We start from the raw sequence: 16,336 nt of genomic DNA, 5'->3' as shown, positions 1-16,336 counted from the left end.
TCGACAGTGTCGATCCCTCCGCCGGACCGGTGACCTTTTGCTCGCCCCGAGAGGTCCTTCGAGTATGACCGACACGGACGACGAGGAAACCGACGAGGACCGACTCACGTACGCCGAGACAGGCGTCGACATCGACGCGAGCGAGGACGCGACCGCGGCGCTGCTCGAGGCCTTCGGGAGCGACCTGCGGACCGAGTACGCCGGCCTGCTCGATATCGGCGACCGGTATCTCGCGCTGGCGACCGACGGGGTGGGGACGAAACTGCTCGTCGCTGAGGCGATCGAGGACTTCTCGACGATCGGCATCGACTGCATCGCGATGAACGTCAACGACCTCGTCGCAGCGGGCGTCGAACCCGTCGCATTCGTCGACTACCTCGCGATCGACGAGCCCGACGAGGAGCTCACGAACCAGATCGGCGAGGGGCTCGCGGTCGGCCTCGAGCAGGCCGATCTCACGATGCTCGGCGGCGAGACGGCGGTCATGCCGGAGGTCGTAAAGGGGTTCGATCTGGCGGGGACCTGCGCCGGCCTGGCCGACAAAGACGAAATCTTCGCGGGCGAGGCCGAGGTCGGCGACGTGCTGGTCGGCTTCCCCTCGAACGGGATTCACTCGAACGGGTTGACTCTCGCTCGCGAAGCGACGACCCGCGAGCACGAGTACACTGACGAGTTCCCGCTCGATCCGGAGCGGACGATCGGCGAGGAACTGTTGCGGCCGACTCGAATCTATACGGATCTGCTCGAGCCGATGCGCGAGCACGAGGTTCACGCGGCGGCCCACGTCACGGGTGGCGGCTGGACGAACCTGCTTCGGATGGGCGAGCACGAGTACATGATCGAGAATCCGCTGCCCGCTCAGCCGGTCTTCGAGTTTGTCCAGGAGGAGGGCAACGTGACCGACGAGGAGATGCACCGGACGTTCAACATGGGCACCGGGTTCGTCGTCGCGCTGCCCGAGGACCAAGCCGACGGGCTGGTCGCGGTGACCGACGGACAGCTCATCGGCCGCGTCGAAGACGGCAATTCGGTCGAGATTCGCGGGCTGTCGCTGACCTGATCCCTGGAAACGCGGCTACACGATCTGAGGGCGTTCCAGTCAGGCGCGTTCGGCGGGACGATACTACAGCGGTGATCGCGGCCACAACCGAGTCACAGACGGGGGGTTTCCGTCTCCAGTCCTCGCCTACACGGTTTCGCCCGTCGCTTTCCTGACCGTCTCGACCTCCTCGTCGCTGTAGGCGATGAACCGCACGTCCTCGAGCGAATCGGGCTCGTACGCGGCGATTTCCTCGCCGATGATCGCGGCACCGTCGGCGAGATCGAATCCGGCGACACCACAGCCCAGCGCTGGAATCACGAGCGACTGGCAGCCCAGTTCGTCGGCGTTCTCGAGGGCGTTGTGCGTGGCCTTCCGGATGCTCGACGCGGTCGCTTCGCCGTCACCGTAGTGGGGCATTGCGGCGGCGTGGATGACGTACTCGGCCTCGAGATCGTAGGCGTCGGTGACCGCGACCGCACCGAGGTCGACGGGACCCTGCTCCATCGCCGCTTCGTTGATCTCGTTGCCAGCACCGCGTCGGAGCGCGCCGGCGACGCCGGAGCCCATCCGGAGGCTCGTGCCGGCGGCGTTGACGAGCGCGTCGGCGGACTGTGCGGCGATATCACCCTGGATGACGTCGTACTCCATATTCGGAGGTTCCGTATCGAGGCCAATGAAACTGATCGTGAGACGGCGAATTGAGCCGGAAGCAGCGTGCGTTCGATTCCCGCACGGGGTTCGATTCCCTCACGGGAGTCGACGCGCATCAGACGGAGTACTGACAGTCAGTTTCGTCGCACCTGCATGGCGGACCGCGGGGGCGCCGGGACACGGTAACAGCAGACCGTCTCAGTCCGTCCGAACCCAGTCGGTTCCGGTCGAACCGGGCGAGATATCGGCGTTGGCGAGTCCGTAAAACTTCTCGCGCCCGACGGGCGTTCGAAGGCGGAGGACGCACGTGTAGTCGGTCACTTCGAACGCGGTCACGGTTCGAGCGGAACGTCGGTGTGCGAGCCGAAAGAGCGACTCCGTGCTGGTGTCGACGGTCACGCGGCTGCCGAGGGGCCAGCTCAGCGACTCGACGCGTTCGGTGTCGACGTCGAACAGGTGAGCGATCAGGTGCCGTCCGCGCAGACCCATTGCTCCCTGTGAGCGGTTCTCGTGTGAACTCATATGATGGGGATTTTGTCGCATCGGGAAAAAGGATGTTATCTCCGCGCGAGATAACCCCACGGGCTCGACACTACTCCGCGCGAATCACCGGTTCGATTCCGAAACCCGTCAGCTCTCAGTATCCTAGGTCGACCAAAACCTTTTTAGATTTAGGCTCACCTAACTCCACGTGATGGACGTGCCCGCTCGCAGGGAGGACCCTGAACACGACGAAACAGTCGAAGAGCCGGCGGCGGTCGTGACGAGTCACGAGACCCGCCCCGGAAAGATCGTCTTTACCGAACGAGACAACTGCGACGGCTGGATCGCGACGGATCTGGCGGTCGACCTCGAACGCTGAGCGCGCCCCCGCTCGAGGTCTCGCTCGGTGCGACAGTATCGCGACGCGAACGCTCTCTCGTTCTGCGAAAAATCGGTTGCCGCTAGCGACCGTCGACGCGGTTTCGTGCTCGAATCCTCAGTGGGTCGCTTCCTCGAGCACCAGCGTGTCGTCCTCGAGGTAGTGCTCGAAGTGGTGGCCGTCTTCCTCGAGCGTGACGAGGATCTCTCGGAGGATCTCGGCGGTCGCGGGATCGCCCAGGTTTTCGGCGAGTTCGATACTGCCGCGCATCGACTCGATGATCTCGCCGTACATCTCGAGGTCGTTCTCGAACATCGTTCGGATGTCGTAGACGTCCTCGCCCTCGAACTCGACGGTCGCGCGGTCTTCCTGGTTCGACGGTCCCGAAACGGGGACGCCGCCTAGCGCCTGCGCGCGCTCGGCGATCACGTCGGCACCTTCCTCGACGTGTTCGTAGGCCTCCTCGAGGAACTCGTGGAGGGGCAGGAACTCCGCGCCCTCGACAACCCAGTGGTGTTTCTTCAACTGGTGGTAGAGGACGTAGGAGTTGGCCAGTTCCGTGTTGAGCGCGTCGACGATTTGCTCGGCCTTTTCCTGCTCGAGGCGAAGTTCGTTCTCCTCGACGCTGTCTGCCGATTGGCGGACGGTCTTTTGAGTACTCATCCTACTCTTCAGTAGGCGCGCATTCCACATAAAGCCTTCCCCTGAGTGAAGATTTCTTTGGTATACCTAAAGTTGTTTTCTCGATATACAGCTATTTATTCGCCCGGGAGGTCTGAACGTGTTACCGAACGACACCATCAATATATTCTTTATTTTTTCGAGTCTGAGTAAACATTTTCAGTGATGCGCTCCAAGGGACGACTATGGCAACCAGAATCGCACAGCGGCGAGAGCGGCTCTACGTTGACGGCGAGTGGCTCGAGACCGAGAACGTACTGTCGGTTTCGGACCTCGCCGGGGGCGGGACCTTCGCGCAGGTCGCCGCAGCAGGGCCGACGGAGGCTCGAGCCGCCCTCGCGGCGGCCCACGAGATCAAACCAGAGATGCGGGAGACCACGGTCGTCGAGCGCGCCGAGTGGTGTGAAACGATCGCTGACCGACTCCGTGAGCGCGAGGAAGAGATTGCGGAAGGTATCGTCCGCGAAGCTGGAAAACCGATTTCGTCGGCTCGCGGCGAGGTCGGACAGGCGGCCGAGCGCTTCGACCGAGCAGCCGAGGAAGCGCGCAACGTCGTCAGCACGGGCGAGTATCGCGAGGGATCGACGGCGGGTCACGAGGGCTGGCAAGCGATCGTCAAGCACGAGCCGATTGGTGCCGTCCTCTGTATCACGCCGTACAACTATCCCCTGGCGACGACGGCGTTACAGGTCGCGCCCGCGATCGCGGCCGGTAACAGCGTGCTGCTCAAGCCCGCCAGCAAGACCCCCATCTCCGCAGCGATCCTCGCCGACGTTATCGCCGACGTCGACGGGATTCCGGACGGCGCGTTCAATTTCGTCCCCGGTCAGGCCAGCGAGATCGGTGACGTGCTCGCCGGCGACGACCGCGTCAACGCGATCGCCATGACCGGCTCCTCGGGCGCGGGCAAACACGTCGCCCGCGAGAGCGGCATGGTGAACCTGCATATGGAACTCGGCGGCAACGCCCCGGCGGTCGTCTTCGACGACGCCGACCTCACCGACGTCGCGGGCAACTGTGCCAAAGGATCCTTCAAGTACGCCGGCCAGCGCTGTTCGGCCATCTCGCGCGTGCTCGCCCACGAGTCGATCCACGACGATCTCGTTGACTTGATCGACGGCCAGATGGACGCCTGGCAGGCCGGCGACCTCTTCGACGAGGACACCGCCTTCGGTCCGCTCATTAGCGAGGACCAAGCCGACTGGGTCGAAACGCTTGTCGAGGACGCCCTCGAGAAGGGAGCCGACCTCGTCCGCGGTGGCGAGCGACGCGCCCCCGAGGGCGTGCCGGACGAACTCGCCAACCAGTTCTTCGAACCGACGCTGCTCGCGAACGTCCCGCACGACGCCCGCATCGTCGACGAGGAGCAATTCGGACCCATCGCCGCGATCACGACCTTCGAAGACGAGGCCGAGGCCCTCGAGATCGCGAACGGTTCCGACCTCGCGCTCGACGCGGCGGTTTTCACGAGCGACTACAAACGCGCGATGCGGATGGCAGAGCGCATCGACGCCGGTGCGGTCCGGATCAACGGCGCGCCGAGCCACGGCCTCGGGGACGTGCCCTTCGGCGGCAACAAGGACTCGGGGATCGGCCGCGAAGGCCTCGACGCCTCGATCCACGCAATGATGCGCGAGAAGAGCATTATCCTGTAGGCCGGCCGACTGCTATCAATTCGCTATCGGTTTCGACACGCTGTTCCCATCTCGAAAGCGCTCTCTGAGCCTCTCTCAGAACGAGACGGGTTCGGTTATGAGGACGTTCTCCTCGCCGTCTCTGACGGCGACGACGGTGATCGTCGCCGACGTGCCGGACTCGTACTCGATCGTCTCGGCCTGGCCGACCTCGGTCAACTCGACGCGGACCCCGCTCTCGTCGCGCACCTCGACCCGTTCTGCGGTGCCACTCGAGTGATACATCACGACGACCGCGTTCGGTTTCCGATTGGTATCGAGGCTCACCCCTGCATACGGTTCCGTCGGTTGGCTACCGCGTTCGGCGAACATGTCCTGATACTCGTACTCCTCGGTCGGGATCGTTTGCGTCGCGAAGCCGACGTTGCCATCCGTTTCGACCGTCACATCGTCGGGCTGGTCCGTGAAAGATTCCTCAAACTCGTCCGTTCCATCGGCGTCGACATAGACGGCGATACGTGAATACATCGTCGTCTTGGCACCGAGCGTCCACGAAACGGCGGCCCCGGCACCGTCGTCGCCCCCTTCGTATTCACCCCATAGGAACGTACTGTCGCCGACTCGATCTGTCAACTTCGCGAAGTTCCCGTGCGTATCGATTCGGCGATCGGTTCCCTCGACGCCCGCCTTGAGGATCGCCTCGAGATTCGCGCCGTCGGTAGGGCTGACGACAACCGTCTCCGCGGAGACGGCGACAGAGACATCGTCGCGCTCGAAGACCTCGAAATCGCCGGCCGCCGACTCGAGGTCGGCGTCGACTGCACCGGGATCGAACGAGCCGGAAACGACGACGTTCCCGGCAACGCCCTCGGAACCGAACCTGCACACGGAATCTACTGCCGACTCGCCGTCCGTTACCTGCTCGACGACCTCGCGACTCTCTCCGTCCGGCAGCGTCGGAACGGATTCGACCACGTCCGCTCGCAGCTCGTTCTTGTACTGCCGAACCGCAGTGAGGTCCCGGTAGTGAAACAGGAGTTCCGAACTCCCCGATGCGGGGACCCAGCGCTCGAGGAGAGACAGGTCGCTCCCATCGTTCCCGTCGCTCTCGTCCGGTTCCTCCGAGTCAGCGGCCTCGTCATCTGAAAGGCGGTCGAGACAGCCCGCACTCAGTGCGGTGAGGCTTGTTCCGGCCGCGAGCAGTCTGCGACGTGAACTGTATTTCATACAAGTATATTACGTTTGTAATCGCCCTTGTATATAGCTTACCTGTCGACAGAACTACCGCCGTCGGCGGCGGACACTCGAGCATGTCCCACGACGTCCTCGTCGCCGGTGAAACGCTCATCGACTGGATTCCAGAGCAGTCTGGGCCGCTCGAGGACGTCGCCAGTTTCGAACGCCGCCCTGGCGGGGCCCCGGCGAACGTCGCCGTCGCGCTCGCCCGTCTCGAGCGCCCGCCGCTGTTCTGGACTCGCGTCGGGGCGGATCCGTTCGGCCGGTACCTCGAGCGCATCCTCGAGAACACCGGTCTCCCCATTCGGTTTGTCGAGCGCGATCCGGGTGCGAAGACGACGCTCGCGTTCGTCACCCACGACGAGACCGGCGAGCGCGCGTTCACCTTCTACCGGGACGGAACCGCCGACACGCGCCTCGAGCCCGGCCGGATCGACGACGAGACGCTGGCCGACTGCGAGTGGGTCCACGCCGGCGGCGTCACCCTCTCGAGTGGGCCGTCGCGCGCGGCGACGCTCGACCTGCTCGAGCGAGCCGCGGCCGCGGGCTGTACGGTCTCGTTCGATCCGAACCTGCGGCCGGAACTGTGGCCGAACCTGGAGACGTTCGCGAGCGTGGTGGGCGACGCGCTCGCACACGTCGATGTCTGTCTCGCGACGGCGGCGGAGCTCGAGGCGCTCGGTTTTGATGGTGGGTCATCGACCGAACACGCGCGGGCAGCGATCGAAGGCGGACCGGTCCACACCGTCTTCGTGACCAGGGGTGACAAGGGTGCGGTCGCCGTCGCGGACGACGGCGCGCCGTGGGCCGCGAACGCAGTTGCTCACCCGGGGTTCGATGTCGAGACTGTCGATACGACGGGGGCCGGTGACGCGTTCGTCGCCGGAGCGATCACCGCCCTGCGGAACGGGCGAGCGCTCGCGGACGCGGTGGCGTTCGCGAACGCGGTTGCCGCGACAGCAACCACTGGCAGGGGAGCGATGGCGGCGGTACCGACGCGCGAAGCGGTGCGCCCGTTGCTTGAGGACAGGTCGGATTGATGGATCGACGTTCGGAGCACCGACCAGGTGAACCGCGTGGTTGCAAGCCGGAGTCCTATCCGGATTTGTGGCGGAGAATGCGGTATGGGTATCAACGTTCGCGGCGCGGTTCCCTTCGCGAAGTCGGTCGTCGCGGGGATCCAGGAGAAGAACGTGACGTTCATGGCCGCAGGAATCGCCTATCAGGCGTTTATCTCGCTGATTCCGCTGCTCGTCCTCGTCTTCTTTCTCGTCTCGTTCGTCGGTGACGAGGCGCTCGCCCAGCAGGTCTCTTCGATGACCGAAGGATTCCTCCCCGAGAGTGGGCAGATCATCCTCGAGGACGGGATCGAAGGCAATACCGGCAGCGTCGGCACGTCGATCATCGGGCTCGTCGCACTCGTCTGGGGATCATTGAAGATCTTTCGGGGATTGGACACCGCTTTCTCGGAGATCTACGCGTCGACCGAGGAGAACTCACTCGTCGATCAACTACAAGACGGTGCCGTCGTCTTCGGGACGATCGGCGTCGCGCTGGTCGCCGCAGCGATGACCACCATTGCGTTCGCGTTCTTCCCAAACATTCCCTTCCTCGGAGTGTTGAACCCGCTGTTGCTCGTGGTCGGGCTGACGATCGCATTTCTCCCGATGTACTACTTCTTCCCCGACGTCGATGTCTCGGCCCGGGAGGTACTCCCGGGCGTTATCGTCGCCGCCATCGGCTGGGCTGCCCTTCAGGCGCTCTTCCAGATCTACGTCGCCATCTCGAGTAGCTCCGAGTCGGCCGGCCCGATCGGGGCGATCCTCCTCTTACTGACGTGGCTCTACTTCGGCGGCCTGATACTGCTCGTGGGCGGCGTCGTCAACGCGACACGGTCTGGGCACATCGAGATCGAATCCGACGAGACGGCCGCCGGAGACGGATCGCTCGAGACGATTCCCGAAGATGCGGACCGCGATCCCTTCGTCACTTCGAACCGGTACGAACGCGACCGTCTCGAGGCTCAACTGACCGAACTCCGGCGGGAGCGCGATCAGTTGCGAAACGACCGGGACGCCCAGCGAACCCGTCGGTACCGACTCGAGGATCGCGTCGACGACCTCGAGGTCCGGATCGATCGCCTCGAAGCGGACAAGGGGGAGCTCGAGGACGAGAACGAGCGACTTCGGCGCGAACTCGCGGCCCGTCAAGGACCGTCGTGGCGACGGCGGGCGCGCGGCGTCCTGCGGCGAGCCCGGACGCTAACCGTTGGGTCCGTCGAGAGTCGAAACGAGTAGCGCTGGACCGGTAAGCCGTCGACCGGTAGAGAACGAGTTCCTCGTCTCGAGCTGCTATCTGCGGTGCGATACAGCAACCTCTTTTACCTGGGTCCTCCCTCATTCGCTTCGCTCCCTCGGTCGAACCCCGGTAAAACCCGTTGATGCTGTCAGAACGAACGCGTTCTGACTGCTAATCAGAACCGGTAAGCGGTTCTGATGATGCCAAAAGACCGCCGTCGCGGGGTTTCACCCCGCTCCGGCGGAAAACCGCTCGCGTTGCGAGCGGATGCTTGCATACCGCCCCGCGTTCAATGCACACGGCTACGCAGCGGATAATTCAACCAGAATCCAGCGAAACGGACCCAGCGGGAGCGATTATCTACCATGGGTTCGATTCGAGTCGGGACATCTTTGTAAGTCCCCGTTCCACCGAAAGCCGTGTCCCATCCAGTTCGTGACGCTCGGCGACGGATTCAGACGGATCACGCGCCGATCGTCGCTGGGATCGACGCCTGCGCTGACGCGGTCGCCGACCCCTGGGATACCTCGAGAACGACGGACAGCCACGCGGTCGCCGACGGACTTCGCCGACTCCTCGAGGAAACCGGAATACTCGAGGCCCTGCCTGGGGTCCTCGCCGACGCGGTCGAGGCTACTGGCTACGACCTCCGGGCGAGTCCCGTGGCGGGACCGCCCTACGTCGTCGTGACGAGTTGCGGCCCCGTCCTCCGAGCGACGATCGATCCCGGGCGGCTCGTGATCCGATTCGACGCGTTCGAGGTGGTTCGCGATTCCGATCCGGACCGCCCGTCGGCCTATCGTCGACTGGACGGGACGCAACTCGAGGTCTCGCTCGAGTGATCGTATCGTAGGTCGTCCCAACCCGTCGACGACATAGGATTGACTTCGCTCGAGACGACCGGACTACTAACTCAGTTCGCTATATCGCCAGTTATTGTTAACAGACTCGACCATCTCGCGTTGCAGTTAACAAAAACCACTCCCAGGATAATAACTCTTATACTCCGGCGGGACCAGTCCCGAGTATGAACCCGACACGACGCGCGCTGCTCAAAGGGGGAGCCGGCGCGCTCGCGGCCGGCACCGTCGCCGGCTGTCTCGACGACATCGACGCGACGAACGCGGACCTCGAGACCGGCTACGCCGCCTTCTTCACCCTCTGGGACTGGGCCGAGCAGGTAAGCGGCGACGCGGTCGATTTCGAGAACCCGGTCGGAACCGGCCAGCCCGGCCACGGCTGGTCGCCGAGCGGCGATCTCACTCGTGACATCGCCGACGCCGGCGCGTTCGTCTACTTCGATACGCCGGAATTTTCGTGGGCCCAAGATATCGCGGCGACACTCGAGTCCGACTACGATACCGTCGCCGTGATCGACGGGTTCGAGGGACTCGAGGGGGAACTGCTCGGCTGGGACCACGAGGTCGACGCCCATGCTCACGACAGCGAGGACGACCACGGCGACGAGACCCCCGACGGCCACGATCACGACCAGTCGTCGGTGGATCCCCACGTCTGGCTCGACCCCGTGCTCGCGGAGGATATCATCGATACCATCGCGTCGGGACTCGCCGATGCCGACCCGGACAATGCCGAGACCTACGAGGAAAACGCCGCCGCGTACACGGACGACCTCGCAGCCCTCGACCAGCGATTCGAAGACCTTGTCGACGCAGCTGACCGTCGGATCGCCGTCTTTGCCGGCCACGACTCGTTTACCTATCTCCAGGAGCGATACGGGTTCGAAATCCACACGCCAACCGGCGTCAGCCCACAGGAACCGAGTCAGAGCGATATCTCGGCGACGGCCGAGCTGGTCGACGAGGAGGGAATCGAGACGATCCTCTACAGTCCCTTCGAGGACCGCGACGGACAGTACCCGCCGCTCGTCAACACCATCCTTCGGGACACCGACGCGACCGACGCGATGGCGATCACGCACCTCTCGGGCACCCTCGCGACGTGGCAGGACGAGGGCTGGGGCTACCTCGAGCAAATGGAAGAAATAAACGTCCCCGCGTTCAGAGAGGCACTAGACGCACAGTGACCGTCGTCGACCTCGAGAACGTGACGTTCGCCTACGGCGAGCAGCCGGCGGTGAAGGACGTCTCGTTACGGGTCGAAGAGGGCGATTTCCTCGGGCTGATCGGCCCCAACGGCTCGGGGAAGACCACCCTCCTACATCTCATGCTCGGACTGCGCAGTCCCGACAGCGGCTCGATCGAACTATTTGGCGAACCCGTCGATGCCTTCGACGACGGCGAGCGGATCGGCTACGTCTCCCAGCAGGCGACCAACCGCGGCGGCTCGATGCCGGTCACCGTCCGCGAAGTCGTCACGATGGGCCGGTTCGCCCACGCGGGCCATAGCCGACTGACCGATGAGGATCGCGAGACCGTCGACGAGGCCCTCGAGACGGTCGCCATTGCCGACCTCGCGGACCGGCAGGTCAACCAGCTCTCCGGTGGTCAGCGCCAGCGGGCCTACATCGCACGCGCGCTGGCCTCCGAGGCCGACCTGCTGGCGCTCGACGAACCGACCGTCGGCGTCGACGCCGAATCCCGCGACGCGTTCTACCAGTTGCTCGAGTCGCTCAACGAGTCGGGGATCGCGATCATCCTGATCGAACACGACATCGGCGTCGTCACGGACCGGGCGAGCCGGATCGCCTGCATCAATACAGAACTGTACCACCACGGCGACACTGAATCGTTCGTCGAGAGCGACGCGCTGACCGAGGCCTACGGCGCGACGGGACAGGTCGTCCACCACCACCACTGAGATCCGATGACGAAGCACAACTCTCACCGTCGTCGGCTCGAGCACGTCGGAATTGGCCTCACCGCAATCCTCGCAGTCGCGATGGTTGGCCTCCTCGCTATCGACGCGTTGCGCGGGGTTCCCGTTGTTGGCGAACTGTACGATCAGGCCAGAATTGCGGGCTGGTGGGCGGATTACTACCTCGGGACGAACGTCTTCTACCATCCGTTCATGTGGCGTTCGATCGCGACGGGGATCCTCATCGGGGTCGTCGCGCCGCTGGTCGGCACCTATCTCGTCCATCGGGAGATGGCGCTGATCGGCGAGACGCTGGCACACACGGCCTTCGCCGGGGTCGCGGTCGGCCTCCTCGTGAGCGCGACGACGGGCTGGGACGGTTCGCTGATGCTCGTCGCGCTGGTCGTGGGGATTCTGGGTGCGCTCGGGGTCCAGTGGCTAGCTGAGCGGACCAACACCTACGGCGACGTGCCGATCGCGATCATGCTGACCGGCAGCTTCGCCGTCGGCACGCTGATTATCAGCTACGGCCGCGGGATGACCGGATTCAACGTCGAGGGCTACCTCTTCGGAAACATCTCGGTCGTCACTCCCTCGGGCGCGCGACTGATGGCCGTCATCAGCGTGGTCGTCGTGGTCGTCACCGTCGCGACCTACAAGCAACTCCTGTTCATCACCTTCGACGAACAGGCCGCCCGCGTCGCGCGGCTCAACGTGACGTGGTACAACACCCTGTTGATCGTGATGACGGCCGTCGTCGTCGTCGGCGCGATGCAGATCCTCGGCGTGATCCTCGTCGCCGCGATGCTCGTCGTCCCCGTCGCCGCGGCCACGCAGGTCGCCCACAGCTTTCGCGAGACGCTCTACTGTTCGATCCTCTTCGGACAGGTGGCCGTCATCGGCGGCTTCGTCTTCTCGGTTTCCCAGGGACTGCCCACCGGCGGCTCGATCGTCGTCGTCGCCATCGCCTGCTACCTGCTCGCGATTTTCGCCTCGAGCCGGTCGACGGCAGCCATTTCGACTCGCTGACGGGCCGTGAACCGTTACGTGCGGGCTCGAGTCCGAGATCCGTCGAGGAGTTGAAAGACGACGCCGAGCATCGAGCAGCCGATCCCGATCGGGACGAGTACGAGCCCGATTCCGGGCCCCCACGCGGGACCGGGGACCAGTATGTTGAACACTCGTGCGACCAGCACGGGGACGACCAGCAGAAGAATTGAGAGGCTCCCGGCGACGGCCCCTATCGTGAGCGCCCGTTGCGACCGTTCGGATGGCTCCCGCAGACGCGTGACGAAATACAGCGATCCCGATTCCACGAGCGCGAGGAGGCCCGCAATCACGGACAGCAACACGAAGATGCCGGTAAGACCGGCCGCGAACCCGTCACCGGGCGGGTTTTCTGGAATCGCCGCGAACAGCAACGCCGCGGTCAGGAGGCTGACCACACCCAGCGCTGCGGTGCCGGCAGCGACAGTTCCGGACCGACGGAGAGATGTCGATGAGATACACACTACTACTGACAGATGTGTGATAAACGTTGCGCGTTACAGCAGACGGGTGTGGATCTATAGTAGCCACTGCAAGTCACTGCATACCTAATCGAACGACTGCGTTGCGATCAGTGTGTGAATCGTTTCAGTGGCTACTATATTTCGCCTCACTCGGCATCGTGTGACGATACCCGGTGTCTCGAACGACGACCGACGGCCGTCGTCCGGAACCGTCCGACTTCCATTCGGCTGGAACACGCCGCACACTTAACACGCTACTTCGCTAACCTGCGAACGATGGGACGGTTATCTGCACTCTTCGATCCCGAGACCGTCGCCGTAGTCGGCGCGACCGACCGCGAGGGCGCGGTCGGCCGGGCGATCCTCGAGAACCTGCGCGACGAGTTCACGGGCGAGGTCGTGCCGGTCAACCCGTCGCGCGATGAGGTGCTCGGGCTCGAGTGTTATCCTGACGCGTCGAGCGCGCCGCCGATCGATCTGGCGGTGGTCGTGGTTCCGCCCGAGATCGTGATCGAGTCGATCCGCGACCTCGCCGAGGCGGGCACCGAGAACGTCGTCGTCATCACTGCCGGTTTCTCCGAGACGGGCGGCGAGGGTGCCGAGCGCGAACGGCGACTCCGCGCCGTCGCCGGCGAACACGACCTCAACGTCGTCGGGCCGAACAGTCTGGGGATCATGGCCACGTCGAACGGGATGAACGCCACGTTCGGCCCCGAGAGCGCGCTCGAGGGCTCGATCTCCTTTATGAGCCAGTCGGGTGCGTTCATCACCGCCGTCCTCGACTGGGCCAACGAGCAGGGAATCGGGTTTCGAGACGTGGTCTCGCTGGGCAACAAGACCGTCCTGGACGAGACGGATTTCGTCCGCGAGTGGGGTGACGACCCGGAGACCGACGTCATTATCGGCTACTTAGAGGACATCGGTGACGGTCGGGGTTTCATCGAAGCCGCCCGCGACGTCAGTTCGGACACCCCGATCGTGCTCGTCAAATCGGGCCGGACGAGTGCCGGCGCGCAGGCCGCCTCCTCGCACACCGGCGCGATCGCCGGCAGCGAACGGGCGTACGAGGCCGGTCTCGAGCAGGCCGGGGTCATCCGTGCCCGCTCGGTCCAGGAACTGTTCGACTACGCGCGGGCGCTTTCGGGGCTTCCAGAGCCCGAGACCGACGGCGTTGCGGTCGTGACTAACGCTGGCGGTCCCGGTGTCCTGACGACCGACGCCGTCGGCGACTCGTCGCTCGAGATGGCCTCCTTCAGCGACGAGACGATTGACGCACTCGCGGAGGCGATGCCCGACGAAGCCAACGTCTACAACCCGATCGACGCGATCGGCGACGCCGACGTCGACCGGTTCGGCGAGGCCCTCGAGATCGCGCTCGAGGATCCGAACGTCGGCAGCGCCGTGGTCGTCGCCGCGCCGACCGCGGTCCTGTCGTACGACGACCTCGCCGAGCGGGTAATCGAGACGCTCGAGGCCCACGAGACGCCCGTCGTCACGTGCCTCATGGGCGGGAAACGGGCTCGCGACGCCGAGGAAACGCTACGCGAGTCTGGGGTTCCGAACTACTTCGATCCCGCTCGAGCGGTCTCGGGACTCGACGCGCTCGCTGGCTTCCGCGATATTCGCGAGCGGACGGTCGACGAGCCCGTGACGTTCGACGTCGATCGCGAACGCGCCCGCAAGATCCTGGCGCGCGTCCAGCGGCGGGACGACAACCGCCTCGGCGTGGAGTCGATGGACCTGCTCGAGGCCTACGGCATCCCGACCCCGCAGGGGGAGATCGTCGACGACCCCGACCGCGCCCGCGAGGTCGCCGAATCGATCGCCGGCGATGTCGTCCTGAAGATCGTTAGTCCCGACATCTCGCACAAGTCCGACATCGGTGGCGTCAAAGTCGGTGTGGCGGACGAGGACGTTTACGACGCCTACGAGGACGTGGTCGCTCGAGCGCGAAACTACCAGCCCGACGCCACGATCATCGGCGTACAAGTCCAGGAGATGCTCGACCTCGAGTCCGCGACCGAGACCATCGTCGGGATGAACCGCGACCCGCAGTTCGGCCCATTGTTGCTGTTCGGGCTCGGCGGCATCTTCGTCGAAATCCTCGAGGATACCTCGGTCCGCGTCGCGCCGATCGGCGAGGGCGAGGCCCGCGACATGGTCGATGAGATTCAGGCGGCACCGCTGTTGCGCGGTGCACGCGGCCGCGAGACCGCCGATATCGAGCGCGTCGTCGAGACGATCCAGCGACTCTCCCAGCTGGTGACGGACTTCCCGTCGATCCTTGAACTCGATATCAACCCGCTCGTGGCCGGCCCGAAGGGCGTACAGGCGATCGATCTGCGACTCACCGTCGATCCGGATGAACTCGACGCAGACATATCCGACACGGAGGAACCATGACCGACACCGATCCAGAACCCGATTCCACGGACATCGAAACCGATACTGATACCGAAAGCGGCACCGACAGCACGTCCGGCGACACACCCGTCGAGACGCTGCTCGTCAGCTCGCTCGAGGAAAGCACCGGCAAGACGGCCATCACGCTGGCGCTCGCCCGGCTCGCGCGGGACGAAGGGGACAGTGTCGGCTATATGAAACCGAAGGGGACCCGGCTGCAGAGCAACGTCGGGAAGACCCTCGACGAGGACCCGCTGCTCGCCCGCGAACTGCTCGAGTTCGAGGCCGAGATGCACGACCTCGAGCCCGTCATCTACTCACCGACGTTTATCGAGCAGGCGATCCGCGGGCGCGAGGATCCGGACGAGCTGCGCGACCGCGTCCGGGAGGCGTTCGAGACGCTCGCGGCCGATCGCGACCGGTTGTTCGTCGAGGGCGGCGGCCGGTACGATGTCGGCGGGATCGTCGACCTCGCGGACCCCGATGTCGCCGACCTCCTCGATGCGCGCGTGCTGCTGGTTGCGCCCTACGAGATCCCCGCAGATGTCGACGACGTCATCGCCGCCGCCGACCGGTTCGGCGACCGACTCGCCGGCGTCGTCTTCAACGACGTTTCCGACGCGGCCTACGACGGGCTCGAGACGGACGTCGTCCCCTTCCTCGAGGGGCGCGGGATTCCGGTCCACGGGGTGCTCCCGAGCGAACGGGAGCTGTCGGGCGTGACGATCGCCGAGCTCGCGGACGAACTCGGCGCGTCGGTACTCGTCGACGAGGGGCAGGACAACTACGTCGAACGCTTTACCGTCGGCGCGATGGGGCCCGATAGCGCCCTGCGCCACTTCCGCCGGACGAGAGACGCCGCCGTCATCACCGGCGGCGACCGCGCCGAGATACACACCGCCGCGCTCGAGGCTCCCGGCGTCCGCTGTCTCATCCTTACCGGCGGCCACCGGCCCTCGAGTGCGATCGTCGGGCAGGCCAGCGAGAAGGGCGTCCCGATCCTCGCGGTGCAGACGGACACCCTCACGACGGTCGAACGCGCCGAGGACGTCGTCCGCAGCGGCCGGACTCGAGATGCCGACACCGTCGACCGGATGCAACGGCTGCTGTCCGATCACGCCGCCGTCGACTCGATTCTGGGATAGGCTCGAGCGTCGGTGGATTCGGGATCACACTCATCTCGACCGACTCGTGTCGTTTCGGGTCGGCTACTCCCGTCTCAGCCGACTTGGCCACCGAT

The 16,336-nt window shown here is 64.9% G+C and carries 16 protein-coding genes; 11 read left to right on the top strand and 5 right to left on the bottom strand.

What is annotated here, in order from left to right:
* The first annotated feature begins 64 nt into the window (after positions 1 to 64).
* Positions 65 to 1,060: a phosphoribosylformylglycinamidine cyclo-ligase gene (gene purM / locus ACEWFR_RS03290; RefSeq protein ID WP_374059703.1), complete on the top strand. Its 996-nt coding sequence runs from the start codon at positions 65 to 67 to the stop codon at positions 1,058 to 1,060.
* Between the two features lie 126 nt (positions 1,061 to 1,186).
* Here the strand turns inward: purM and ACEWFR_RS03285 are convergent, their stop codons facing one another.
* Both ACEWFR_RS03285 and ACEWFR_RS03280 read right to left on the bottom strand, forming a co-directional pair.
* Complete coding sequence (locus ACEWFR_RS03285) at positions 1,187 to 1,690, bottom strand: macro domain-containing protein (RefSeq protein WP_374059702.1); 504 nt, start codon at positions 1,688 to 1,690, stop codon at positions 1,187 to 1,189.
* A 201-nt stretch (positions 1,691 to 1,891) separates the two neighbouring features.
* Complete coding sequence (locus tag ACEWFR_RS03280) at positions 1,892 to 2,215, bottom strand: hypothetical protein (protein WP_374059701.1); 324 nt, start codon at positions 2,213 to 2,215, stop codon at positions 1,892 to 1,894.
* Between the two features lie 172 nt (positions 2,216 to 2,387).
* Here ACEWFR_RS03280 and ACEWFR_RS03275 point away from each other — a divergent pair, with 172 nt between their 5' ends.
* Positions 2,388 to 2,555 carry a hypothetical protein gene (locus tag ACEWFR_RS03275; protein WP_176548080.1) on the top strand — a complete coding sequence of 56 codons (168 nt, stop codon included), beginning with the start codon at positions 2,388 to 2,390 and terminating at the stop codon, positions 2,553 to 2,555.
* 117 nt (positions 2,556 to 2,672) lie between these two features.
* On the opposite strand, the gene dpsA is transcribed toward ACEWFR_RS03275, so the two are convergent.
* Positions 2,673 to 3,218 (bottom strand): DNA starvation/stationary phase protection protein DpsA, encoded by a 546-nt coding sequence (gene dpsA / locus ACEWFR_RS03270; protein WP_374059700.1) that lies wholly within the window; start codon positions 3,216 to 3,218, stop codon positions 2,673 to 2,675.
* A gap of 203 nt (positions 3,219 to 3,421) precedes the next feature.
* Between dpsA and ACEWFR_RS03265 the strand changes: the two genes are divergently transcribed.
* Positions 3,422 to 4,891: an aldehyde dehydrogenase gene (locus ACEWFR_RS03265; protein ID WP_374059699.1), complete on the top strand. Its 1,470-nt coding sequence runs from the start codon at positions 3,422 to 3,424 to the stop codon at positions 4,889 to 4,891.
* Positions 4,892 to 4,966: 75 nt separating this feature from the next.
* Here the strand turns inward: ACEWFR_RS03265 and ACEWFR_RS03260 are convergent, their stop codons facing one another.
* Complete coding sequence (locus ACEWFR_RS03260) at positions 4,967 to 6,097, bottom strand: hypothetical protein (RefSeq protein WP_374059698.1); 1,131 nt, start codon at positions 6,095 to 6,097, stop codon at positions 4,967 to 4,969.
* An 83-nt stretch (positions 6,098 to 6,180) separates the two neighbouring features.
* Between ACEWFR_RS03260 and ACEWFR_RS03255 the strand changes: the two genes are divergently transcribed.
* The 6 genes from ACEWFR_RS03255 to ACEWFR_RS03230 all read left to right on the top strand — a co-directional run bounded on the left by ACEWFR_RS03255 (position 6,181) and on the right by ACEWFR_RS03230 (position 12,211).
* Complete coding sequence (locus ACEWFR_RS03255) at positions 6,181 to 7,146, top strand: carbohydrate kinase (protein WP_374059697.1); 966 nt, start codon at positions 6,181 to 6,183, stop codon at positions 7,144 to 7,146.
* Between the two features lie 84 nt (positions 7,147 to 7,230).
* Positions 7,231 to 8,403, top strand: coding sequence for a YhjD/YihY/BrkB family envelope integrity protein (locus ACEWFR_RS03250; protein ID WP_374059696.1), 1,173 nt, complete (start codon positions 7,231 to 7,233; stop codon positions 8,401 to 8,403).
* A gap of 420 nt (positions 8,404 to 8,823) precedes the next feature.
* Positions 8,824 to 9,246, top strand: coding sequence for a hypothetical protein (locus ACEWFR_RS03245; RefSeq protein WP_374059695.1), 423 nt, complete (start codon positions 8,824 to 8,826; stop codon positions 9,244 to 9,246).
* Between the two features lie 185 nt (positions 9,247 to 9,431).
* Positions 9,432 to 10,451: a metal ABC transporter substrate-binding protein gene (locus ACEWFR_RS03240; protein WP_374059694.1), complete on the top strand. Its 1,020-nt coding sequence runs from the start codon at positions 9,432 to 9,434 to the stop codon at positions 10,449 to 10,451.
* Positions 10,448 to 11,185: a metal ABC transporter ATP-binding protein gene (locus ACEWFR_RS03235; RefSeq protein WP_374059693.1), complete on the top strand. Its 738-nt coding sequence runs from the start codon at positions 10,448 to 10,450 to the stop codon at positions 11,183 to 11,185. Before ACEWFR_RS03240 ends, ACEWFR_RS03235 begins: the two co-directional genes overlap by 4 nt.
* A 6-nt stretch (positions 11,186 to 11,191) precedes the next feature.
* Positions 11,192 to 12,211: a metal ABC transporter permease gene (locus ACEWFR_RS03230; RefSeq protein WP_374059692.1), complete on the top strand. Its 1,020-nt coding sequence runs from the start codon at positions 11,192 to 11,194 to the stop codon at positions 12,209 to 12,211.
* Positions 12,212 to 12,225: 14 nt separating this feature from the next.
* Here the strand turns inward: ACEWFR_RS03230 and ACEWFR_RS03225 are convergent, their stop codons facing one another.
* Positions 12,226 to 12,693, bottom strand: coding sequence for a hypothetical protein (locus tag ACEWFR_RS03225; protein ID WP_374059691.1), 468 nt, complete (start codon positions 12,691 to 12,693; stop codon positions 12,226 to 12,228).
* A gap of 276 nt (positions 12,694 to 12,969) precedes the next feature.
* Between ACEWFR_RS03225 and ACEWFR_RS03220 the strand changes: the two genes are divergently transcribed.
* Both ACEWFR_RS03220 and ACEWFR_RS03215 read left to right on the top strand, forming a co-directional pair.
* Positions 12,970 to 15,096 (top strand): acetate--CoA ligase family protein, encoded by a 2,127-nt coding sequence (locus ACEWFR_RS03220; RefSeq protein ID WP_374059690.1) that lies wholly within the window; start codon positions 12,970 to 12,972, stop codon positions 15,094 to 15,096.
* Positions 15,093 to 16,241: a phosphotransacetylase family protein gene (locus ACEWFR_RS03215; RefSeq protein ID WP_374059689.1), complete on the top strand. Its 1,149-nt coding sequence runs from the start codon at positions 15,093 to 15,095 to the stop codon at positions 16,239 to 16,241. The genes ACEWFR_RS03220 and ACEWFR_RS03215 overlap by 4 nt, the downstream gene beginning before the upstream one ends.
* Positions 16,242 to 16,336: the final 95 nt, after the last annotated feature.

The sequence above is a fragment of the Natrinema sp. H-ect4 genome (assembly GCF_041894845.1).
Lineage (GTDB): Archaea > Halobacteriota > Halobacteria > Halobacteriales > Natrialbaceae > Natrinema.
This window is presented reverse-complemented; position numbering and strand designations above follow the sequence as displayed.